We start from the raw sequence: 22,623 nt of genomic DNA, 5'->3' as shown, positions 1-22,623 counted from the left end.
ATTGAAAAGGGAAAGAGTCTTATGAAATCTCTACTCGACCTGTTCAAGCAATTCACGCCCGATGAGCATTTCGATGCCATCAAGATCGGCCTGGCTTCTCCCGAGAAGATCCGTTCCTGGTCCTTCGGCGAGGTGAAGAAGCCCGAGACCATCAACTACCGCACGTTCAAGCCCGAGCGCGATGGTCTGTTCTGCGCCAAGATCTTTGGCCCCATCAAGGACTACGAGTGCCTGTGCGGCAAGTACAAGCGCCTCAAGCACCGCGGTGTGATCTGCGAGAAGTGCGGCGTCGAAGTGACCCAGACCAAGGTGCGCCGCGAGCGCATGGGCCACATCGACCTGGCTGCGCCCTGCGCCCACATCTGGTTCCTGAAGTCGCTGCCGTCGCGTCTGGGCCTGGTGCTCGACATGACGCTGCGCGACATCGAGCGCGTGCTGTACTTCGAAGCCTACGTGGTGACCGACCCCGGCATGACCCCGCTGAAGAAGTTCAGCATCATGACCGAGGACGACTACGAGGCCAAGCGCACCGAGTACGGTGACGAGTTCGAAGCCAAGATGGGCGCCGAAGGCATCAAGGACCTGCTCGAAGGCATCGACATCGACGTCGAGACCGAGCGCCTGCGCGGCGACCTGACCGGCTCCGAAGTCAAGGTCAAGAAGAACGCCAAGCGCCTGAAGCTGCTGGAAGCGTTCAAGAAGTCCGGCATCAAGCCGGGCTGGATGGTCATGGAAGTGCTGCCCGTGCTGCCCCCGGACCTGCGTCCGCTGGTGCCGCTGGACGGCGGCCGCTTCGCAACGTCCGACCTGAACGACCTGTACCGCCGCGTCATCAACCGCAACTCGCGTCTGCGCCGCCTGCTGGAGCTGAAGGCTCCGGAAATCATCGCGCGCAACGAAAAGCGCATGCTGCAGGAAGCAGTGGACTCGCTGCTGGACAACGGCCGCCGTGGCAAGGCCATGACGGGCGCCAACAAGCGTGCCCTGAAGTCGCTGGCCGACATGATCAAGGGCAAGAGCGGCCGTTTCCGCCAGAACTTGCTGGGCAAGCGCGTGGACTACTCGGGCCGTTCCGTGATCACGGTGGGTCCGTACCTCAAGCTGCACCAGTGCGGTCTGCCCAAGCTGATGGCGCTGGAACTGTTCAAGCCCTTCATCTTCGCGCAGCTCGAGCAGCGCGGCATCGCCACCACCATCAAGGCGGCGAAGAAGGAAGTGGAATCCGGCACGCCCGTGGTGTGGGACATCCTCGAAGAGGTCATCAAGGAGCACCCGGTCATGCTGAACCGTGCTCCCACGCTGCACCGCCTGGGCATCCAGGCCTTCGAGCCCATCCTGATCGAAGGCAAGGCCATCCAGCTGCACCCGCTCGTCTGCGCGGCCTTCAACGCCGACTTCGACGGTGACCAGATGGCCGTCCACGTTCCGCTGTCGGTGGAAGCACAGATGGAAGCCCGCACGCTGATGCTGGCCTCCAACAACGTGCTGTTCCCCGCATCGGGCGAGCCCTCCATCGTTCCTTCGCAGGACGTGGTGCTGGGTCTGTACCACGCGACGCGCGAGCGCATCAACGGCAAGGGCGAGGGCATGGTCTTCGCCGACATCGGCGAAGTGCAGCGCGCGCTGGACGCCGAGCAGGTCGAGCTGGCCGCCAAGATCAGCGTTCGCCTGACCGAGTGGACGAAGAACAAGGACTCCGGCGAGTTCGAACCTTCGACCAGCCTGGTGGAAACCACCGTGGGCCGCGCCCTGATGTCCGAGATACTTCCCAAGGGCCTGCCGTTCAGCCACATGAACAAGGCGCTCAAGAAGAAGGAGATCTCCAAACTCATCAATGCCTCGTTCCGCAAGTGCGGTCTGAAGGCCACGGTGGTGTTTGCCGACAAGCTGCTGCAAAACGGCTTCCGCCTGTCCACGCACGCCGGCATCTCGATCGCCATCGGCGACATGCTGGTGCCGCCGCAAAAGGCCGAGATCATCGGCCGTGCCGAAGCCGAGGTGAAGGAGATCGAGCAGCAGTACGTCTCCGGTCTCGTGACCGCTGGCGAGCGCTACAACAAGGTGGTGGACATCTGGGGCAAGGCCGGCGACGAAGTCTCCAAGGTCATGATGGCCCAGCTGGCCAAGGAAAAGGTCATCGACCGCCACGGCAACGAAGTCGAGCAGGAATCGTTCAACGCCATCTACATGATGGCCGACTCCGGTGCCCGCGGCTCGGCCGCGCAGATCCGCCAGCTGGCCGGCATGCGTGGCCTGATGGCCAAGCCTGACGGCTCCATCATCGAGACGCCCATTACGGCGAACTTCCGTGAAGGCCTGAACGTTCTGCAGTACTTCATCTCCACCCACGGCGCCCGAAAGGGTCTGGCCGACACGGCGTTGAAGACGGCCAACTCCGGCTACCTGACGCGTCGTCTGGTGGACGTGACGCAGGATCTGGTGGTCAACGAGGACGATTGCGGCACGAGCAATGGCGCACTGATGCGCGCCATCGTCGAAGGCGGTGAAGTCATCGAATCGCTGCGCGACCGCGTGCTGGGCCGTACCACGGCCGAGGACGTCGTGCATCCCGAGACGCTGGCCGTGCTGCTGCCCGCAGGCACGCTGCTCAACGAAGACGTGATCGACGAGCTGGAGTCGCAAGGCGTGGACGAGATCAAGGTCCGCACCGCGCTGACCTGCGAAACCCGCTACGGCCTGTGCGCCAAGTGCTACGGCCGCGACCTGGGCCGCGGCGGCCTGATCAACCTCGGCGAAGCCGTGGGTGTGATCGCCGCCCAGTCCATCGGCGAGCCCGGCACGCAGCTGACCATGCGTACCTTCCACATCGGTGGTGCCGCTTCGCGCGCTGCCATCGCCTCGAGCGTGGAAGCCAAGTCCAACGGCTCCATCAGCTTCAACAGCACGATGCGCTACGTCAGCAACACCAAGGGTGAGCTGGTCGTGATTTCGCGTTCGGGCGAAATCGTCATCAGCGACAACGGCCGCGAGCGTGAGCGCCACAAGGTGCCCTACGGTGCCGTGCTGACCGTCAGGCCCGACCAGCAGGTCAAGGCCGGTCTGATCCTGGCCAACTGGGATCCGCTGACCCGACCCATCATTACCGAGTACGCCGGCCAGGTGCGCTTCGAGAATGTGGAAGAGGGCCTGACCGTGGCCAAGCAGGTCGATGAAGTGACCGGCCTGTCCACGCTGGTGGTGATCGATCCCAAGCGCCGTGGCTCTGCCAAGGTCGTGCGTCCCCAGGTCAAGCTGATCGATGCCAACAACCAGGAAGTCAAGATCCCCGGCACCGACCACTCGGTGACGATCGGCTTCCAGGTCGGCGCTCTGATCCAGGTGCGTGACGGCCAGGACGTGGGCCCCGGCGAAGTGCTGGCCCGTATCCCTGTCGAAGGCCAGAAGACCCGCGACATTACCGGCGGTCTGCCCCGCGTGGCCGAGCTGTTCGAAGCCCGTACGCCCAAGGACAAGGGCACGCTGGCCGAGATGACCGGCACCATTTCCTTCGGCAAGGAAACCAAGGGCAAGGTGCGCATGCAGATCACCGATCTGGATGGCAAGGTCTGGGAAGAACTCGTGCCCAAGGAAAAGAACATCCTGGTGCACGAAGGCCAGGTGGTCAACAAGGGCGAGTCCATCGTCGACGGCCCGGCCGATCCGCAGGACATCCTGCGCCTGCTGGGCATCGAGGAGCTGTCGCGCTACATCGTCGATGAAGTGCAGGACGTCTACCGCCTGCAGGGTGTGAAGATCAACGACAAGCACATCGAGGTGATCGTTCGCCAGATGCTGCGCCGCGTCGTGGTCGAGAACACCGGCGACTCGACCTACATCGCTGGCGAGCAGGTCGAGCGTTCGGAGATCCTCAATACCAACGAGGCGCTGCAGCGCGAAGGCAAGATCCCTGCCACGTACTCCAACGTGCTGCTGGGTATTACCAAGGCATCGCTGTCGACCGACTCCTTCATCTCCGCCGCGTCGTTCCAGGAAACGACCCGCGTGCTCACCGAGGCTGCCATCATGGGCAAGCGCGACGAGCTGCGTGGCCTGAAGGAAAACGTCATCGTGGGTCGCCTGATCCCCGCTGGTACGGGTCTGGCATACCACCAGGCGCGCAAGGCCAAGGACGCCATGGACGACGCAGAGCGCCGCGCCATCGCCGACGCCGAAGCGGCCGAACTGGCCGGTGTGATGGCTGACGACGACGCTGGCGTGGCTGCCGTCGCCGGTGACGCTTCCGCTGACTGATAGCCGGTGTCACCCCCTGAGCGGCTGTGCCGCTTCCCCCTCTCACGCTACGCGGGAGGGGGACGACGCCCTCGCTGCGGGGGCGGCCCTTGCTCGGCGTCCCTCTTGTTGGGACATGCTGTCTCCTAGAGCAGTGCATGGCGCAAGTGCTTGATGATGTGACGCTCCCGGCCTGCCCTGCGCAGGCGGGAGCGTTTTTCTTTGGGAATAACCAGAGTTCGGCCGGACCAGCTTCCGGCCGGGCCATTGCAGACAATGTGGTCCTTGTCTCTTGAATGGATGCTGCTGGCACTGCTGGTGTTCTGGGCCGTCGGCGCATACAACCGGCTGGCCCGGCTGCGCAGCGGCTGCGTGCAGCAGTTCGGTACGCTCGATGCATACCTGGGCCAGTGGCATGCCATGCTGCAGGCCTTCGAGGCACAGCCCAAGGGCGAAGGCCAAAGCCCCGCCCTTGTGCATGCCCAGGCCGCGCTGCACCAGACCGCCGCGCAGTTGCAGGCGGCGCTGGTCGATGCCCGTGGCCGGCCGCTGCGCGAGAGCGCGCTGGCCTCGCTGGAGCATGCCTGCTCGGCGCTGGAGGTGGCCTGGCAGGCCATGACCAAGGTCGCCGTTGACACCGGCACCGGCGCCGCTGGCACTGGCGCTGCGCCATCAAATGCCCCGTCGCCGGACCCCGATCCGCTGCAGCCCTGGCAGCAGCGCTGGACCGAGCACCAGGTGCGCAACCGCCTGGGACTGCAGCAATTCAACGCCGCGGCCGAGCGCTACAACGCCGCCATCGCGCAATATCCGGCCAGGCTGCTGGCCTGGCTGCTGGGCTTTCGCCCGGTGCGCAGCCTGCTGGTCGAACCTGCGCCCAGCAAGGTGCAGGAAAGTGGAACATGAACCAACGCACGCATTCTTCCCCGCGCCGCGCTGCGGCGCCCTCGCAGGCGCATGCCGCACCGGCCGCACCTCCTCTTTGGCAGCAGCTCGACGCCGTCGCCCAATGCCTGCAGGCCGTGCTCGAAGGCCAGTCCAGCCGCAGCGTGCTGGCGCGTGTGCCGCAGCCGCTGCGTCCCGGCGTGCAGGCCCTGCTGTTCCAGGTGCTGCGCCAGCTGGGCCGTGCCCAGGCGCTGCAAAAGCAGTTGGCCTCACGCAACCCGCCGCCGCGCGTCAGCGCGTTGCTGAACACCGCCCTGGCCCTGGCCTGGGATGAATCTCGCGCGCCATACCCGCCGTTCACCCTGGTCAACCAGGCCGTGGAAGCGGCCAAGCAGGGGCCGACCCGCGCCCAGTCCGGCTTTGTCAACGCCTGCCTGCGCCGCTTTCTGCGCGAGCGCGATGCCCTGGTCGCCGTCACCGAAGCCCAGCCGCAGGCGGTCTGGAACCATCCCGCCTGGTGGATTGCCCGCCTGCGCAAGGACCATCCCGATCACTGGCAGGCCATCCTGCAGGCCAACAACGAGCAGCCGCCGATGACGCTGCGCGTCAATCGCCAAAGGGCAGACCGCGCGCAGTACCAGGCGGCGCTGCAGGCCATGGACGTGCCATCGCTTGCCGTGGCCGACAGCGGCCTGCAACTGCAGCAGGCCTTGCCCGTGCAATCCCTGCCGGGCTTCGACCAGGGCCTGGCCTCCGTGCAGGATGCGGCGGCGCAACTGGCCGCACCGCTGCTGCTGCAAGGGCTGGAGCAGCCCGCCGGCCGAGCGTTGCGGGTACTTGATGCCTGCGCCGCCCCCGGTGGCAAGACGGCCCACCTGCTGGAATACGCAGCGCCGCAGACCCTGCAGGTCACGGCGCTGGAGATAGACGCCGAGCGCGCCGCGCGCATCGAGGACACGCTGGGAAGGCTGCAGTTGCAGGCGCAAGTGGTCGTGGCCGATGCGTCCCAGCCTGCGCAGTGGTTCGAGGCGCAATGCGGTGGCCAGCTGTTCGACGCCATCTTGCTGGACGCGCCCTGCACGGCCTCGGGCATCGTGCGGCGCCAGCCCGACGTGCGCTGGCTGCGCCGCGAAAGCGATGTGCACCAGCTGGCCCAGATCCAGTCCCGGCTGCTCGACACCCTGTGGCCCCTGCTGCAGCCTGGCGGGCGCCTGCTGTACTGCACCTGCTCGGTCTTCAGGCAAGAGGGCGAGGCACAGGTTCAAGCGTTTGTTGCACGCAACAGTGAGGCGCGAACACTGCCGGCGCCGGGGCATTTAATCTCGGGCAAGGACTACAAAGCCGGCATGCTGGCTGACAATGCTTTGGGTGACCACGACGGCTTCTTCTACGCCTTGCTGCAAAAGACGCGCTGACCCCCGTCCCCGGACCAGGTCGCCAGCCTGGCTGCGCCTGCTGGCGCGGCTGGCCGGGACACTTGTGCTGGCCGCCGTGCTGGCCGGCCTGGGCCTGCAGGCCAGGGCCGATGCGCTGACCGCCGAGATCGGATCCATGCAGCTCGAGCGCTCCGACGATGGTCTGCTGCTGTCCGCCAATCTCCAGTTCGAGTTGCCCTACCAGATCGACGACGCGCTGCGCCAGGGCATTCCCATGTACTTCGTGGCCGAGGCCCAGGTCCAGCGTGAGCGCTGGTACTGGTCCGATCAGCAACTGGCCACCGCCAGCCGCCACTACCGCCTCAGCCACCAGCCGCTGACACGCCGCTGGCGCCTGCACATCTCCAATACCCCCTTCTCCAGCGCCGGGCTGGGGCTGGCCCTGGGCCAGACCTTCGAGACCCTGGAAGATGCGCTGTCCTCCATGCGGCGCATCTCGCGCTGGAAAATCATGGATACGGCACCCACGCAGTCGGGTGTCTCGGTGCAGCTGCGCTTTCGCATCGACCTGTCCCAGCTGCCAAGGCCGTTGCAGATCGGTGCGCTGGGCCGCTCGGGCTGGAACCTGCAGCTGTCGCGCGCCCAGATGCTGGAAGACGCGCCATGAACCGGGACACCGACGCCGACGAACGCATGGCCCTGCCGGCCTCGGCCGGCCTGTCGCGCGGCACGCGCTGGGCCGTGGGCGTGGGCGCCGGTCTCATGGGGCTGGTCGGCGTGCTGCTGCTGTTCCTGCTGACTCTGGCCACCAACAACCGGCTGGACTACGAGCGCAACTACAACTGGCTGTTCGCCGCCAACGTGGTCGTGGCCGGCCTGCTGCTGGCCATCCTGGTCTGGGGCGGCATCCGCCTGGCCATACGCCTGCAGCGGGGGCGCTTCGGCAGCCGCCTGCTGCTCAAGCTGGCCGGCATCTTCACGCTGGTGGGACTGGTGCCGGGCCTGCTGATCTACATCGTTTCCTACCAGTTCGTCTCGCGCTCCATCGAGAGCTGGTTCGACGTGCAGGTCGAGGGTGCGCTGTCGGCAGGCGTGAGCCTGGCCAGCTCCACGCTGGAGACCGTGGCCAACGACATGGCCAACAACACGCGCACCGCAGGCGCCCAGCTGTCCCAGGTCTCCGATGCGGGCGCCGCGCTGATCCTGGAGCGCGTGCGCGACCAGTTGGGTGCCACCGATGTCGTGCTGTGGAGCGCCTCCGAAATCGCCGTCGTGGGTCCGGCGCCGGTGCCGCGCAGTGGCGAGCTGGCTGGCTTGCGCGCGGTTGCCAGCGCAGGCCAGTCGCGCTTCAACCTGCAGCCCGAACGCCCCAGCGCGCAAATGCTGCGCTCGCTGCGCGAGCAGCGCGCCGTGGCCAGCATCGAAGGACTGGACGACGACGGCACGGCCCAGCCGGGTGCCACAGCGCCGAATGCCCAGGTCCGCACGCTGGCCGTGGTTCCCAACCCCAGCGTGGGACTGCTGACCGAGCCGCGTTATTTGCAGGCCACCATTGCACTGCCGCAGGCGCTGGTGACCAACGCCCTTGCCGTGCAGGCCGCCAACCGCGAATACCAGGAGCGCGCGCTGGCACGCGGCGGCCTGCAGCGCATGTACATAGGCACGCTTACGCTCAGCCTGTTCCTGGCGGTCTTCGGCGCCGTGGTGCTGGCCATCGTGCTGGGCAACCAGCTGGCCAGGCCGCTGCTGCTGCTGGCCCAGGGCATGCGCGACGTGGCGCGCGGCGACCTGCGGCCCAAGCCGGCGCTGCAGACGCGCGACGAGATCGGCGGGCTCACGCGCTCCTTCGCGCTCATGACCCAGCAACTGGCCGACGCGCGCGCCGAAGCCAACCGCAGCATGGGCCAGCTCGATGCCGCACGCGGCAACCTGCAGACCATCCTCGACAACCTCACATCGGGCGTCATCGTGCTGGACGCGCGGGGCGCCATCGTCCTGAGCAATCCCGGGGCCACGCGCATACTGCGCGCGCCCATGGCCGTCCATGAAGGACGGGCGCTGTCCCAGGTGCCGGGGCTGGAGCAGTTCGGCGAAGTCGTGCAGGAGCAGTTCGCGCTCTTCCTGGGCGAGCAGGGGCGCGATCGCTGGCAACTGGTGCATGAGCTGCATGCCTCCACCGATGGCGGCGTCATCCAGCACACCACCACCCTGGTCATGCGCGGTGCGGAACTGCCCGATGCGCAGCGGCTGCTGGTCTTCGACGACATCTCCGAGATCGTCTCGGCCCAGCGCGCCCAGGCCTGGGGCGAGGTGGCGCGCCGCGTGGCCCATGAGATCAAGAACCCGCTCACGCCCATCCAGCTGTCGGCCGAGCGCATGGCCATGCGGCTGACCGACAAGCTGCAGCCGGCTGACCAGGCGCTGCTGGCCAAGTCCGTCAAGACCATCGTCGATCAGGTCGGCGCCATGAAGCGCCTGGTCGATGAATTCCGCGACTACGCGCGCCTGCCTGCCGCCAATCTGCAGTCGCTGGACCTCAACGCGCTGGTGACCGACGTGCTGCAGCTGTACGGTGAAGAGAACGCCGAAGTGCGCGTGGAGTGTGTGCTGGACCCGCAATGCCCGCCGATTTCCGGCGATGGCCAGCAGCTGCGCCAGGTCATTCACAATCTTTTGCAGAATGCCCAGGACGCCACGGCCCAGCGTGCGCAGGAAAGCGGCCAGCCCCCCGGCCCCGTGACCATAGAGACGCGCTGGAACGAGTCCACGCGCCGCGTGCGCCTGAGCATCAGCGACAGCGGCACGGGCTTCGCGGCCAACATCCTTCAACGGGCCTTCGAGCCCTATGTCACGACCAAGGCGCGGGGCACCGGACTGGGCCTGGCCGTGGTCAAGAAAATCGCAGACGAGCATGGCGCCCGCATCGACCTGGGCAACAGGGACGACGGCGGGGTGATTCAAGGTGCGCAAGTGTCGCTATCATTTGCGCCTGAGCGTACAGGATAGGCCTGACGCCCCCCGCGCCTCAGCACATAGGCTTAAGACACATGGCAAACATACTGGTGGTCGACGACGAACTGGGGATCCGGGATTTGTTGTCGGAAATCCTCAACGACGAAGGTCATAGTGTGGACGTGGCCGAGAACGCCGGCCAGGCGCGCACGGCGCGCGCCTCCAACACCTACGACCTCGTGCTGCTCGACATCTGGATGCCCGACACCGATGGCGTATCGCTGCTCAAGGAATGGGCCTCGGCGGGCCAGCTGACCATGCCGGTCATCATGATGAGCGGCCACGCCACCATCGAGACGGCGGTGGAGGCCACGCGCATCGGTGCGCTGTCCTTCCTGGAAAAGCCCATCACCATGCAGAAGCTGCTCAAGGCGGTGGAGCAGGGCCTGGCGCGCAATGCCGCCAGCCAGGCGCCGGCTGCAGCACCTGCCGCAGTGGCCGAGCCCGCCGACATCGCAGCCGTCGTCACGCCTGCGGCCAGCCGTGTGCCGGTGGACAACAATGTGCCGCATGCACACCAGGGTTTCGATCTGGACCGCCCCCTGCGCGAGGCGCGCGACGGTTTCGAGAAGGCCTACTTCGAGTTCCACCTGGCGCGCGAAGGCGGCTCCATGACCCGCGTGGCCGAGAAGACCGGCCTGGAGCGCACGCACCTGTACCGCAAGCTGCGCCAGCTGGGCGTGGACCTGGGCCGCAACAAGCGCGGATAGACTTTTTGAAGGAATTTTGGCTTTTTCGTTTTTGGGTCAAAAAATCCTGCATATAATCTAGTTCTCGGCCCGGTAGCTCAGTCGGTAGAGCAGAGGATTGAAAATCCTTGTGTCGGCGGTTCGATTCCGTCCCAGGCCACCAGATATAGTGAAAAAGATTACGGACTGCTTCGCAAGAAGCAGTCCGTTTTTCTTTGTGCCTCAGGCAATGCGTGATCCTGCCTGTGCTGCGGCCGCGTTCAGTCGTTCGCGCCCGCAATCGTCACCAGCAGCACGCAGCCCTGGTCGCCGCGCGCGTGCACATCGTGCAGCTCGCCGGCAGGCACCAGCACCACCGAGCCGGCCACCAGCCGCAGGCTGGCCAGGCGCGTGGCAATGCCGGCCTCGCCCGCCAGGCAGTGGATGGTGGCCTCGCCGGGGACCTGATGGCTGGGCAGGGCATGGCCGGGCGGCAGCACCAGGCGCAGCAGCTGCAGCTTCGGCGTTCGGATCAGGCTGGTGCTGATGGGCATGCCGTCGCGGGCGTGCAGGGCGATGACCTCCAGTGGCTTTGCGTGTTCGAGTGCCATGCTTGGCTCCTGCTTGATGTGGGTCAGAAGGTGGTTGCGCCGCCGCCTCGCCGGTGCACTTGAAGATGTACGCTGGATGCATCTTATGCAGGCGCAGCGGGCCGGAAGGAGTGCACATCATGGCGCAATGGATGGAGCTGGAGGAACCCCTGAGAACCCGGGAGCCGGCGCCGCAATGGACGGCATTCCTCGAATTGGGATTTCGGCCGCTGTACCTGCTGGGCTGCCTCTGGGCCGCGCTGTCGGTGGCGCTGTGGGTCCATGCTCCGCAGTGGATCGCGGGGCGCATGCCCGGCGTGTTCTGGCATGCACACGAGATGCTGTGGGCCTTCGTGGCCACCATCGCCGTAGGCTTTCTGTTCACGGCGGGCAGCAACTGGACGGGACGCAATCCGCTGCAGGGCCGGGCGCTGGGCGCGCTGTGCCTGCTGTGGCTGACCGCCCGTGCGGGCTTTCTGCTGCCCGGGCCGCAGGCCTTTGCCGTGGCTGCGCTGTGCGAGACCGCCTTCTTCGCCTGGGCCGCGCTGGCGCTGGGCCGCGCCATCCATGCCGCGCGCAGCCGGCGCAACTACGGGCTGCCCCTGCTGCTGGCGGGCCTGGGCGTGGCCGATGCGCTGTACCTGTGGTCCATCTGGCAAGGCGACTACGGCGCGCTCATGCAGCGCTTCAACGCTGGCCTGCTGTGCATGGCCGTGATTGCGCTGCTGATCGCGCGGCGCGTGATCCCCTTCTTCGCCATGCGCGCCGTGTCCGGCCTGCAGATCCCCATGCACGCGGCCAGCGGCCCGTGGCAGCTGGGTGCGGGCGTGGTGGCCCTCGCCTGCCTGCTGGCGGGCTGGTGGCCGGGCCTGGCCGCCGGCCTGGCCGTGGCGGGCCTGATCGCCCTGTGGCAGGTGCTGGCCTGGAAGCCCCAGGCCGTGCGCCGCGTGCCGCTGCTGTGGATTCTCTACCTGGGCCACGCGGCGCTGGGTGCGGGCCTGCTGGTGGCCGGCGCGCATGCGGCGGGATGGGTGCTGCGCCCCGCCTGGCCCGTGCATGTGATCGGTGCGGGCGGCTTTGCCCTGCTCATCATCGGCATGTGCACACGGACGTCGATGGGCCACTTGGGCCTGCCGCTGCGCACCGACCGCAGCATGGTCGCCGCCTATGCCCTGGTCATTGCCGCTGCCGTGCTGCGCCTGGCGGCCCTGCTGCCCACGGCGCTGTCGCTGGCGGCGCTGCATGCCTCGGCCGCTGCCTGGGTATTGGCCTTTGCGCTGTACCTGTGGCGTTTCGCCCCGCTGCTGGTGCGCCCGCGTGCCGACCGGCAGGCATGATCGCAGGCCTGCCATGCGCCTGACCCTGATGACCGACTACGCGCTGCGCCTGCTCATGCATGTGGCGCGCCACCCCGGACGGCTGTGCACGATTGCCGAGATCGCCCAGGCCCATGCCATCTCCGAAGCCCATCTCATGAAGGTCACGCACCAGCTGGCGCTGCGCGGCTGGATCGTGACCGTGCGCGGCAAGGGCGGCGGCATGCGCCTGGCCCATGCGCCGGCCGACATCGGCCTGGGCGACGTGGTGCGCGGCATGGAGCCGGACCTTGCCATCGTCGAATGCTTCACGGGCACCAGCCCACCTGCCTGCACGCTTGTGCAGGACTGCCGGCTGGCCGGCGTGCTGGGCGGGGCGCTGGACAGCTTCCTGGCCCATCTGGACGGCTTCACGCTGGCCGATCTGCTGCCGGCTCCCGCATCCCTGCCGCTGCCCCTGCCGCACAGGAGGCGCGCATGAGCTACGGCCTGCTGCTGACCCTGCACCTGCTGGCTGCCATCGCCTTCGCGGGTACGGTGTTCTTTGAAGTGGTGCTGCTGGCCGGGGCGCGCCGCCACCTGCCCGCCATCGTGGCGCGCGCCACCGAGCAGGCGCTGGGCGACCGAGCGGTGGCCGTCATGCCCTGGGTGCTGCTGGTGCTGTACGGCGCGGGGCTGGGGCTGGCCTGGCAGCACCGCGCGGCATTGGCTGCCGCCTTTGCCGCTCCGCTGGCCAGCAGCTTCGGCCTGCTGCTGGCGCTCAAGATCGTGCTGGCGCTCAGCGTGTTCGGGCATTTCCTGGCGGCCATGTGGTGGCGCCGGCGCGGTGTGCTGGGCGGGCGCCGCTCGCACCGCCTGCACCTGAGCGTGTTCTGCCACGTGCTGGCCATCGTGCTGCTGGCCAAGGCCATGTTCTACCTGCACTGGTAAACAGCCTGCAGGCAGGCCCTGCCCGCGTTAAGCTCGCTGCTCGCATGGCTTGGAGCACGGGAGCGCAGAGGTGGCATCGCATTGGCAGCCGGGCTTGATCGCCCTGCACGGGAATCAGACGGAGGTGCTGGCCGACACGGTGCTGGCATGGCTGGCTGCGCACCCGCTGGATGTGCTGGAGCCCGAGGTGGTGCTGGTGCAGAGCAACGGCATGGCCGAGTGGTTCAAGATGCGCATGGCCGAGCAGCTGGGCGTGTGCGCCGCCGCGCGCGTGGAACTGCCCGCGCGCTTTGTGTGGCGCAGCTACCGCCAGGTGCTGGGCCGCCAGGCCGTGCCGCGCGAATCGCCCCTGGACAAGACGCCCATGACCTGGCGGCTCATGCGCCTGCTGCCGCTGTGCCTTCATGACCCGGCCTTCGCCCCCATTGCAGGCTTTCTGCGCCCCGGCGAGCCCGAGCGGCTGCTGCAATTGGCCCAGCGCCTGGCCGACCTTTTCGACCAATACCAGATCTACCGCGCCGACTGGCTGGACGCCTGGGAGGCCGGGCATGACGTGCTGCCCATGCCCTTGCGCCCTGGTGTGGCGGACGCCCCGGTGCCCGAAGGCCAGCAGTGGCAGCCGCGCCTGTGGCGCGCCGTGCTGGCCGAGTTGGACGAGGACCAGCGCGGCGCCACGCGCGCGCGCCTGCAGGGCAGGGTGCTGGCCGCGCTGCAGTCCGGCGAGGCGCCGGCCGCGCCGCTGGCGCGCCGCGTGGTGGTGTTCGGCATCAGCCAGTTGCCTCTGAGCCTGCTGGAATTCCTGGCCGCCATTGCCCGCCACAGCCAGGTGCTGCTGGCCGTGCCCAATCCCTGCCGCTTCCATTGGGCCGACGCCATCGACGGGCGCGAGTTGCTGCGCATGGCGCGGCGCCGCCAGCCGCTGCGCGGCGGGCGTGATCTGGCGCAGCTGCCGCTGGAGGCCATGCACGCCCACGCCCATCCGCTGCTGGCCGCCTGGGGCCGGCAAAGCCGCGACTATGTGCGCCAGCTCGACGCCTTCGACACCACGGGTGCCGCCGCGCAGCTGCAGATGCCACGCGTGGACCTGTTCGACGAGACGGATGCCGAGGACCTGCGCACCGCGCCGCTGCTGGCCCAGGTGCAGCAGCGCATCCGCGACCTGGTGCCGCTGGCCGAGCACCCGCCGCTGGAGGTGGCGCGGGCCGACCGCTCCATCGTCTTTCACAGCGCCCACAGCGTGGTGCGCGAGCTGGAGGTGCTGCACGACCAGCTGCTGCAGATGCTGGCCCGGCCACCGGATCCTGCCCAGCCAGGGCAAGCGCCGCTGGCCCCGCGTGACGTGGTGGTCATGCTGCCGTCCATAGAGACGGCCGCGCCCTCGATACGTGCGGTCTTCGGCCAGTACGGCCGCCATGACCCGCGCCATATTCCCTTCGACATCGCCGACCTGGGTGCGCGCGCCAGCAGCCCGCTGGCCGTGGCCCTGCAATGGCTGCTGCGCCTGCCCCAGCAGCGCTGCCGGCTCAGCGAGCTGTGCGATCTGCTGGACGTCCCAGCGATTGCCGCGCGCATGGGGCTGGCGGCCGACGACCTGCCCCAGCTCACGCGCTGGATGGCCGGGGCCGGCATCCGCTGGGGACTCAATGCGCCGCAGCGCGGCGCCCTGGGCCTGCAGGCCTGCGGCGAGCACAACAGCGCCTGGTTCGGCCTGCAGCGCATGCTGCTGGGCTATGCCGGCGGCGTGGCGCAGGACGGCCAGGCCTTTGGCGGCATCGAGCCCTATGACGAAGTGGGCGGCCTGTCGGCCGAGCTGGCCGGCGTGCTGGCCGCGCTGCTGGAGCGCATGCTGGCCTGGTGGCGCGAGGCCGGGCGGCCCGCCACGCCCGAGGTCTGGGCTCAGCGCTTTCGCGCACTGCTGCAAGACTTCTTCAAGGCGCAGGACGATGAGGACGAGGCCATGCTGGCCGCGCTGGACGCCGCCCTCACGGACTGGCAGCGCGCCTGCGACCAGGCCGGCTACGCGGACGCTGTGGAACTGGGCGTGGCCCAGGAGGCCTGGATGCAGGCGCTGGAGCAGCCCTCGCTGTCGCAGCGCTTTCGCGCCGGTGGCGTGACCTTTTGCACGCTGATGCCCATGCGGGCCATTCCCTTCGAGGTGGTCTGCCTGCTGGGCATGAACGATGGCGACTATCCGCGCCGCGCCATGCGCAGCGACTTCGACCTGATGGCGCTGCCCGGCCAGCAGCGCCCCGGCGACCGCGCGCGCCGCGACGATGACCGCCAGCTCATGCTCGAAGCCCTGCTGTCCGCACGCCGCGCGCTCTACATCAGCTGGACCGGCCACCATGTGCGCGACAACAGCGAGCAGCCGCCCTCGGTCCTGGTCTCCCAGCTGCGCGACTACCTGGAGACGGGCTGGCGCGGCGAAGGCGGCCAGCCGCTGCTGGCGCAGCGCACGCAGCAGCACCCGCTGCAGCCCTTCAGCCGCCGCTATTTCGAAGAAGGCTCGCCCTGGACCACCTATGCGCGCGAATGGCGGGCCGCGCATGCGCAGTCGGACGGCACGGACGCGTTGCCTGCGCTGCCCGCGCAGCCGCGCCCGCCCTTTGTCCCCGACGCCTCGGCGCCGCTGACGCTGGCCCGGCTCACCGATTTCCTGCGCCACCCGGCGCGCGCCTACCTGCGCCAGCGCCTGCAGGTGCGCTTCGAGCAGGAGGACAACCCCGTGGTGGACGAGGAGCTGTTCCAGCTCGACGGCCTGACCGAATACCTGCTGGTGCAGCAGTTGCAGCAGCAGGTGGCGGCCGGCCTGGACGAGCCCGGGCAGGCGCCCCAGGCCATGGAAGACAGCGTGCGAGCGGCCGTGGAGCGCCTCACGCGCTCGGGGCGGCTGCCGCTGGCGGGGCTGGGCGAGCGCGGCGCGCGGGCGCTGCAGTCCTCGGTCACGCCTTCGCTGCGGGCCTGGCGCCAGCAACTGGATCGGTATGCCCATCCCGCGCCGCGCAGGCGGCTGCTGATCGAGGACGATGGCCTGGTGTTCGACGACTGGATCGACGGGCTGCGCCAGTCCTGCGAAACCGAAGAGTCCCCCGATGCGGACGCACAGTGCTGGCTGCTGCTGGACCCGCGCAACCTGCTCAATGCCAAGGGCAGGCCCCATGCCGACAAGCTCATGCCGGTCTACCTGCGCAGCCTGGCGCTGGCCGCCAGCGGCTCGCAGGCCGAGTTGCGCGTGGTGGCGCGCGACGGCCTGGTGCAGGTCCTGCCCATGGACCCTTCCGAAGCGCTGGCACGGCTGCGTGAATTGATGGCCCTGTGGCGCGAAGGCCAGAACGGCCCGCTGCCCCTGCCGCTGCGCAGCGGCCTGGCCATGGCCGAAGGCTTTCCCGCTGCGGCCCAGCAGGCCTATGAGGGCGGCCATCTGGTCGGCGGCGAGGGCGAGGACCCGTCCTGGGCCCGCTGCTACCCGGACTTCGAACAGCTGAGCGCCGATGGCCGTTTCGAGGCCCTGGCCCATGCCGCCCACGCGCCGCTGCTCGACTGGGTGGCCGCGCAGGTGCAGGTCCTGCCGTACCAGGGGGATGCGCAATGAGCGCGAGCGAAATGATCGGCGCCGCGACCGGCGATGTGGACGGCGATGTGGACGGCGACGTGACCGGCCATGTGCTCGACGCGCAGCGCTTCCCGCTGTGGGGCAGCCGCCTGATCGAGGCCAGCGCCGGCACCGGCAAGACCTGGACCATTGCCGCGCTCTACCTGCGCCTGGTGCTGGGGCATGGCGAGGGCAGCACGGCCTTCGAGCGCCCGCTGATGCCGCCCGACATCCTCGTCATGACCTTCACGCGCGCGGCCACGCGCGAGCTGTCCGACCGCATACGCAAGCGCCTGATCGAGGCCGTGCAGTGCTTTCGCGGCGAGGCCGAGCCCGCGCCCCACGACGCCTTCCTGCACGCGCTGCGCGAGGCCTACCCCGAAGGCGCGGCCCGTGAACGCGCGGCCTGGCGCCTGGCCATGGCGGCCGAATGCATGGACGACGCGGCCATCCACACCATCGACGCCTGGTGCCAGCGCATGCTGCGCGAGCATGCCTTCGACAGCGGCAACCTCTTCGACGAAACGCTGGAGCCCGACGAAAGCCAGCGCCAGACCGAGGCCGCGCAGGACTACTGGCGTCAGCAGTGCTACCCGCTGTCCGACGAGCTGCTGGACGAGGTCCTGAAGATCTGGCCCCACGTCGGCGCCCTGGTCGATGACATGCGCGCCCTGCTGCGCGAGCCCCCCGTGCTTGGCGCGGGCGAGGGCAGCCTGGCCGACTGCCTGCAGCGCGCCATGGAGCAGCGCCGAAGCCGCCTGCTGGCCCTGGCGGCCGGCTGGGACGACAAGGCACAGCGCCTGCAACTGTGGCTGGATGGACAGCTCGACGGCCATGGCGCGCTGTGGGACAAGCGCAAGCTGCAGCCCGCGCGCTACACCGGCTGGCTGGCCGCGCTGGCCGACTGGTCGCGCGCGCCGCTGGACGGCCCGCTGGCGCTGACCGAGGCCGCGCGCCACCGCCTCAGCCCCGAGGGCCTGGCCGAGGCCTTCAAGGGATCGGCCGGCGATGTGCTCATGCCGCTGGAGCTGGCCGAGCTGCAGGCGCTGCTGGTGCAGCTGGAGCAACTGCCGCCCGTCAGCGTGGCCGTGCGCCTGCATGCGGCCGCGCGCGTGGCGCAGCGGCTGGCTCACCTCAAGCGCCAGGCTGGCAGCTTCGGCTTTGCCGACATGCTGCAGCGCCTGGATACGGCCCTGGCCGGCGACAACGGCGCCGTGCTGCGCGAGCGCATCCTGGCCCAGTACCCGGTGGCGTTGATCGATGAATTCCAGGACACCTCGCCGCTGCAGTACCGCCTGTTCGACCAGATCTACCGCACGGCGGCCAACGACCCGCACAGCGCCCTGCTGCTGATCGGCGACCCCAAGCAGTCCATCTACGGCTTTCGCGGCGCCGACATCCACAGCTACCTGCAGGCGCGCCGTGCCACCGAGGGCCGCCACTACGTGCTGGGCACCAACTACCGCTCCACCGAGGCGCTGGTGGGCGCCGTCAACCATTGGTTCGCGCAGGCCGAGCAGCGGCCGGGCGAGGGCGCCTTCATGTTCCGGCGCGGCAGCCACAACCCGCTGCCGTTCGAGCCCGTGGCCGCCCAGGGCCGGCGCGAGCTGCTGCACACGCGCGACGGCGCCATGCCCGCCCTCACCGTGGCCTGGAGTGCGGGCCGCGACGAGGACACCGGCATTCCCCTGCCTTTGTCGGCCGACGAGGTGCGGCGGCGCTTTGCGGCCCATTGCGCCGAGCAGATCGTGCAGTGGCTGGCCGACCCGCAGGCCGGCTTTGTGCAGCCCGATGGCCGCCTTGTGCGCCTGCGGCCTGCCGACATTGCCGTGCTGGTGCGCACGGGCCGAGAGGCGGTCGCCGTGCGCCGAGAACTGCAGGCACGCGCCGTGGCCTCGGTCTACCTGTCGGACCAGGATTCGGTGTTCGCCAGCGACGAGGCCCATGACCTGCTGTACTGGCTGCGCGCCGTCGCCGCGCCGCTGGATGCCCAGGCCGTGCGCGCGGGCCTGGCCACGCGGCTCATCGGCCTGTCGCTGGACGAGCTGGCCTGGCTGGCCGCCGACGAGGAAGCCTTTGACGTGCGCAGCGAGCAGCTGCGCGAACTGCACAGCATCTGGCTGCGCCTGGGCGTGCTGGCCATGCTGCGCCAGACCCTGTACCGGCTGGACCTGCCCGTGCGCTGGCTGCAGGACCCGGCCATGGGCGGCGAGCGGCGCCTGACCAACTACCTGCACCTGGCCGAGCTGCTGCAGACCGCCAGCGCCCAGCTGGAGGGCGAGCAGGCCCTGATCCGCTGGCTGGCCACCCAGATCGAGACGCCGGGCAGCGGCAGCGAAGAGCAGGTGGTGCGCCTGGAAAGCGATGCCGACCTGGTCAAGCTCGTCACCGTGCACAAGAGCAAGGGCCTGGAGTACCCGCTGGTCTGCCTGCCGTTTGCGGGCAGCTTCCGCCCCATGGAACGGGCCAGAACGCCGTACCTGACCCTGTCCGCGCAGGACGAGTCGCAAGACGACGCGGCTCCGGCCCGCCGATTGCTGCTGGACTTCAGCGACGAAGACCTGGCCCAGGCCGACCGCGAGCGGCTGCGCGAGGACCTGCGCCTGTTCTATGTGGCGCTCACCCGCCCGCGCCATGCGCTGTGGCTGGGCCTGGCCCCGCTCAAGCGCGGCAACGGCAAGGCCTGCGTGAACGAGCAGGGCGCAGCCGGCTACCTGCTGGGCGGCACCGAGCCGCGCTCGGCCCAGGGCTGGCGCGACGGCCTGCAGCAGCTGTGCGGCGAAGACCCGCACATGGCCTGGCGCGACCTGGATGCCGGGCCACTGCAGCGCACGCGCTGGCAGCCCCCGGCCGGCGCCACCCCGCTGCACGATGCCCCGGCCTACGACGCGCGCTTCGACACCCGCTGGGGCATCGGCAGCTTCTCGGCCCTGGTGCGTGCCATGGCCGCGCCCAGCCTGCCCGTGCTGCCCGTGGCCGTGCAGCGCCCGGCCGAGGATGAGCAGGCGCTGGAGCCGCCGCCATCGCCGGAACTGGCGGACATTGCCGGCCTGGCGGGCCTGCAGCCCCTGCAGGATGGACCGGCCGGTGGGCCTGCGGTCTGGCACCGCTTTCTGCGCGGCCCCGTGGTCGGCAACTTCGTGCACGACCAGCTGGAATGGCTGGGCGGCGAAGACTTTGCCCTGCCCGTGGACGGCCAGGGTGCGCTCGCTGATCGCCTGGTGCGCCGCTGCGAGCGCGCGGGCCGGGGCGAGCAGGCGCGCGACCTGCTGGCCTGGCTCACGGCCGTGGTCCACCAGCCGCTGGCGCCGCTGGATGTGACGCTGGCCACGCTGGGCCCGCAATTGTCCGAGATGGAGTTCTGGCTGCCCGCGCGCCAGCTGCCGGCCGAGCGCATCGACCAGCTGTGCCGGCGCTTCATCCTGCCGGGGCAGGAGCGGCCTGCGCTGCCCCAGCGCTCGCTGCACGGCATGCTCATGGGCTTTGCCGACCTGGTGTTCTGCCACGAGGGCCGCTACTGGGTGCTCGACTACAAGAGCAACCACCTGGGCCCGGACGGCGCCGCCTACGGCCAGGAGGCCCTGGCCCGCGCCATGCTTCACCACCGCTACGACGTGCAGGCCGCGCTCTACCTGCTGGCCCTGCACCGGCTGCTGCGCAGCCGGCTGGGCACGGCCTACGAGCCGCAGCGCCAGCTGGGCGGCGCGCTGTACTACTTTCTGCGCGGCATCGATGGCCCTGCCGGTGGCATGCATGCCATGGCGCCCGAGCTGCCCCTGCTCGATGCGCTCGATGAACTGCTCGGCCCCGGCCACGCCAACGCGGAGGAACTGCCATGAGCCCGCGCCCCCGTTCGCGGACCGTCGATACGGCCACGCTGGACCTGTTCGATGAACGGCCGGGCGGCGAACCGCCGGGCGACGCATCTCTGGGCGGCAAACCGCCGGGCGCCGTGCCGCCAGACACCAATGAACTGCTGGCCCTGCTGCGCCGCTGGGCCGATGCCGGCCTGCTGCGGCGCCTGGATGCGGCGCTGGCCTCCTTTGTCGCCGGGCAGGATGCGCAGGCCGGGCCCGCCTTGCTGGTGGCCGCCGCACTGCTGGCGCAGATGGAGGGGCGCGGCCACAGCTGCCTGCCCCTGGCGCCGCTGGCCGGCCACCCCAACGACGTGCTGGCCTGGCCCGCCGAGGCGCTGCCCGCGCAGCAGGCTCTGTGGCAGATGCTGCCCGCGCGCCTGTCCGGCTGGGTGGCGGCGCTGGGTGCCAGTCCCGTGGTGCGCGTGGTCGGCGACGCGGGCCAGGATGGCGGCGAGGACCTTGGCCAGCCCCTGGTGCTGGCCGGTGCCGACGGCCCCGCGCCTCTGCTGTACCTGCGCCGCTACTGGGACTACGAGCGCGCCGTGGCCACCCATGTCATCCAGCGCACGGCGGCGCAGGCCGTGGCCGGCCAGCCGCTGGACGAAGCCCTGGCCCGCCACTGGCTGGACCGCCTGTTCCCGCCTGCGGCGGAAGGCAGCCCCGTGGACTGGCAGAAGCTGGCCTGCGCGCTGGCGCTGCGCGGCCGGCTGTCGGTGATCACGGGCGGCCCCGGCACCGGCAAGACCTATACCGCCGCGCGGCTGCTGGCCCTGCTGTTTGCCACGGCGCCAGACGCCGGCCAGCTGCGCGTGGCCCTGGCCGCCCCCACGGGCAAGGCGGCCGCGCGCCTGAAGCAATCGATTGACGGGGCCTTGCTGCAATTGCAGGGCAGCATGGGCGGCGAGATCGACCTGGCGGGCCTGGTGCAGCGCATGGGTGCGGCGCGCACCCTGCACTCCATGCTGGGCGCGCGGCCCGATACGCGGCACTGGGGATTCCATGCGGGGCGGCAGCTGGACGTGGACGTGCTCATCGTCGATGAGGCCTCCATGGTCCACCTGGAGATGATGGCGGCGCTGCTGGAGGCACTGCCGGCTGGCGCCCGCCTGGTGCTGCTGGGCGACAAGGACCAATTGGCTTCGGTGGAGGCGGGCGCCGTGCTGGGCGACCTGTGCCGCGATGCCCAGGCCGGGCGCTACCTGCCGGACACGCTGGACTATGCGCTGCGCGTGGCCGGCCAGGCGGTGCCGCCGCAGTTCGCGGCGCCGGCAGGCGACCGGCCTCCGGCTCTTGCGCAGCACACCGTCATGCTGCGCGAAAGCCGGCGCTTCGGTGGTCCCATCGGCCAGCTGGCGCGCGCCGTGAATGCCGGCCACGCCGCGCAGGCCCAGGCCTTGCTCGATGCCGGCACGCAAGGCGGTACGCACTCCGAACTCTGGGAGCGCCAGGGCGGCGGCGTGCAGGCCGTGACCGAACTGGCCGTGCGCGGGCGCGGCGGCCTGGCCAGCTATGCGCTGTATGCCAGGGCGCTGCAAAACAGGCCGGCTGCGGACGGCGACTACGAGGCCGCGCACCGGGCCTGGGTGGTCGATGTGCTGCAGGCCTTCGAGCGCTTCCGGCTGCTGTGCGCCGTGCGCGAGGGGGACTGGGGCGTGTCCGGCCTCAACCGGGCGGTGGAGCAGGCCCTGGAAGCGCAGGGCGCGATCCGCCGCAGCGGCGAATGGTATGCGGGTCGGCCCGTCATGGTCACGCGCAACGATGCGCAGCTGGGCGTGTTCAACGGTGACATCGGCATTGCGCTGCCGGGTGGGTCGCAGGGCGGGTCACAGGGGGCCCCGCAGGGTGGGTCCGGGCAGCCGCTGCGCGTGTACTTCCTGCAGGGTGACGAGCTGCGCTCGGTCGGTGTCAGCCGCCTGGCCCATGTGGAGACCGCCTTCGCCATGACGGTGCACAAGAGCCAGGGCTCGGAGTTCGAACACACGGCCCTGGTGCTGCCCTCGCGCGGCGGCAGCGTGCTGGGGCGCGAGCTGGTCTACACCGGCATCACGCGCGCCCGCCAGGCCTTCTCGCTGTTCTCCGAGGTGCCGGGCCTGCTGGCCTCGGCCGTTGGCAGCCCCACGCAGCGCGCCAGCGGGCTGCTGCGCTGGCTGCAGGACTGAGGCGGGCA

The 22,623-nt window shown here is 69.6% G+C and carries 13 protein-coding genes and 1 tRNA gene; 13 read left to right on the top strand and 1 reads right to left on the bottom strand.

The genetic code is table 11. The features are described from left to right. The first annotated feature begins 21 nt into the window (after positions 1–21). From rpoC to ACF8ML_RS19120, 7 genes are all read left to right on the top strand, one after another. On the top strand, positions 22–4,251 hold the full coding sequence (gene rpoC / locus ACF8ML_RS19150; RefSeq protein WP_016450392.1) for a DNA-directed RNA polymerase subunit beta': 4,230 nt from the start codon (positions 22–24) through the stop codon (positions 4,249–4,251). A 255-nt stretch (positions 4,252–4,506) separates the two neighbouring features. Then, the gene (locus ACF8ML_RS19145; protein WP_392407671.1) at positions 4,507–5,136 is read left to right on the top strand and encodes a LemA protein; all 630 of its coding nucleotides are present in this window, start codon (positions 4,507–4,509) and stop codon (positions 5,134–5,136) included. Beyond that, positions 5,133–6,530, top strand: a complete 1,398-nt coding sequence (rsmB, locus tag ACF8ML_RS19140; RefSeq protein WP_392407670.1) for a 16S rRNA (cytosine(967)-C(5))-methyltransferase RsmB — start codon at positions 5,133–5,135, stop codon at positions 6,528–6,530. The genes ACF8ML_RS19145 and rsmB overlap by 4 nt, the downstream gene beginning before the upstream one ends. Continuing rightward, positions 6,475–7,158 carry a DUF4390 domain-containing protein gene (locus ACF8ML_RS19135; RefSeq protein ID WP_241150443.1) on the top strand — a complete coding sequence of 228 codons (684 nt, stop codon included), beginning with the start codon at positions 6,475–6,477 and terminating at the stop codon, positions 7,156–7,158. The genes rsmB and ACF8ML_RS19135 overlap by 56 nt, the downstream gene beginning before the upstream one ends. Continuing rightward, the gene (locus tag ACF8ML_RS19130) at positions 7,155–9,497 is read left to right on the top strand and encodes an ATP-binding protein (RefSeq protein WP_016450396.1); all 2,343 of its coding nucleotides are present in this window, start codon (positions 7,155–7,157) and stop codon (positions 9,495–9,497) included. The genes ACF8ML_RS19135 and ACF8ML_RS19130 overlap by 4 nt, the downstream gene beginning before the upstream one ends. 41 nt (positions 9,498–9,538) lie before the next feature. Next, a complete protein-coding gene (locus ACF8ML_RS19125; RefSeq protein WP_016450397.1) occupies positions 9,539–10,213 on the top strand; it encodes a response regulator in 675 nt (224 codons plus the stop codon). Between the two features lie 66 nt (positions 10,214–10,279). Next, a tRNA-Phe gene (locus ACF8ML_RS19120) sits at positions 10,280–10,355 on the top strand. Positions 10,356–10,452: 97 nt separating this feature from the next. Here ACF8ML_RS19120 and ACF8ML_RS19115 read toward each other — a convergent pair. After that, entirely contained in the window at positions 10,453–10,782 is a 330-nt protein-coding gene (locus ACF8ML_RS19115; RefSeq protein ID WP_012202449.1) for a cupin domain-containing protein, read from the bottom strand. A 119-nt stretch (positions 10,783–10,901) separates the two neighbouring features. On the opposite strand from ACF8ML_RS19115, the gene ACF8ML_RS19110 reads away from it, so the two are divergent. The 6 genes from ACF8ML_RS19110 (at position 10,902) to recD (ending at position 22,615) form a co-directional block, all read left to right on the top strand. Further along, positions 10,902–12,098 carry an NnrS family protein gene (locus ACF8ML_RS19110; RefSeq protein ID WP_392407668.1) on the top strand — a complete coding sequence of 399 codons (1,197 nt, stop codon included), beginning with the start codon at positions 10,902–10,904 and terminating at the stop codon, positions 12,096–12,098. 13 nt (positions 12,099–12,111) lie between these two features. Further along, a complete protein-coding gene (locus ACF8ML_RS19105; RefSeq protein ID WP_154833260.1) occupies positions 12,112–12,558 on the top strand; it encodes an Rrf2 family transcriptional regulator in 447 nt (148 codons plus the stop codon). After that, on the top strand, positions 12,555–13,007 hold the full coding sequence (locus ACF8ML_RS19100) for a CopD family copper resistance protein (protein ID WP_392407667.1): 453 nt from the start codon (positions 12,555–12,557) through the stop codon (positions 13,005–13,007). The genes ACF8ML_RS19105 and ACF8ML_RS19100 overlap by 4 nt, the downstream gene beginning before the upstream one ends. A 70-nt stretch (positions 13,008–13,077) precedes the next feature. Next, positions 13,078–16,599 (top strand): exodeoxyribonuclease V subunit gamma, encoded by a 3,522-nt coding sequence (gene recC / locus ACF8ML_RS19095; RefSeq protein ID WP_392407665.1) that lies wholly within the window; start codon positions 13,078–13,080, stop codon positions 16,597–16,599. Beyond that, the gene (gene recB, locus ACF8ML_RS19090; RefSeq protein WP_392407663.1) at positions 16,596–20,438 is read left to right on the top strand and encodes an exodeoxyribonuclease V subunit beta; all 3,843 of its coding nucleotides are present in this window, start codon (positions 16,596–16,598) and stop codon (positions 20,436–20,438) included. Before recC ends, recB begins: the two co-directional genes overlap by 4 nt. Further along, complete coding sequence (gene recD / locus ACF8ML_RS19085; RefSeq protein WP_392407662.1) at positions 20,435–22,615, top strand: exodeoxyribonuclease V subunit alpha; 2,181 nt, start codon at positions 20,435–20,437, stop codon at positions 22,613–22,615. Before recB ends, recD begins: the two co-directional genes overlap by 4 nt. Positions 22,616–22,623 lie beyond the last annotated feature (8 nt).

This window comes from Delftia sp. WSY_10 (assembly GCF_043104705.1).
In the GTDB taxonomy this organism is placed as follows: domain Bacteria; phylum Pseudomonadota; class Gammaproteobacteria; order Burkholderiales; family Burkholderiaceae_C; genus Comamonas; species Comamonas tsuruhatensis.
The sequence above is the reverse complement of the archived record's forward strand: the minus strand, read 5'-3'. Positions and strand labels throughout refer to the sequence as shown.

What these genes read in the sequence shown, in the direction of transcription:
- rpoC (WP_016450392.1), top strand. Translation starts at nt 22, where the DNA reads ATGAAATCTCTACTCGACCTGTTCAAGCAATTCACGCCCGATGAGCAT.
- ACF8ML_RS19145 (WP_392407671.1), top strand. Translation starts at nt 4,507, where the DNA reads ATGTGGTCCTTGTCTCTTGAATGGATGCTGCTGGCACTGCTGGTGTTC.
- rsmB (WP_392407670.1), top strand. Translation starts at nt 5,133, where the DNA reads ATGAACCAACGCACGCATTCTTCCCCGCGCCGCGCTGCGGCGCCCTCG.
- ACF8ML_RS19135 (WP_241150443.1), top strand. Translation starts at nt 6,475, where the DNA reads ATGCTTTGGGTGACCACGACGGCTTCTTCTACGCCTTGCTGCAAAAGA.
- ACF8ML_RS19130 (WP_016450396.1), top strand. Translation starts at nt 7,155, where the DNA reads ATGAACCGGGACACCGACGCCGACGAACGCATGGCCCTGCCGGCCTCG.
- ACF8ML_RS19125 (WP_016450397.1), top strand. Translation starts at nt 9,539, where the DNA reads ATGGCAAACATACTGGTGGTCGACGACGAACTGGGGATCCGGGATTTG.
- ACF8ML_RS19115 (WP_012202449.1), bottom strand. Translation starts at nt 10,782, where the DNA reads ATGGCACTCGAACACGCAAAGCCACTGGAGGTCATCGCCCTGCACGCC.
- ACF8ML_RS19110 (WP_392407668.1), top strand. Translation starts at nt 10,902, where the DNA reads ATGGCGCAATGGATGGAGCTGGAGGAACCCCTGAGAACCCGGGAGCCG.
- ACF8ML_RS19105 (WP_154833260.1), top strand. Translation starts at nt 12,112, where the DNA reads ATGCGCCTGACCCTGATGACCGACTACGCGCTGCGCCTGCTCATGCAT.
- ACF8ML_RS19100 (WP_392407667.1), top strand. Translation starts at nt 12,555, where the DNA reads ATGAGCTACGGCCTGCTGCTGACCCTGCACCTGCTGGCTGCCATCGCC.
- recB (WP_392407663.1), top strand. Translation starts at nt 16,596, where the DNA reads ATGAGCGCGAGCGAAATGATCGGCGCCGCGACCGGCGATGTGGACGGC.
- recD (WP_392407662.1), top strand. Translation starts at nt 20,435, where the DNA reads ATGAGCCCGCGCCCCCGTTCGCGGACCGTCGATACGGCCACGCTGGAC.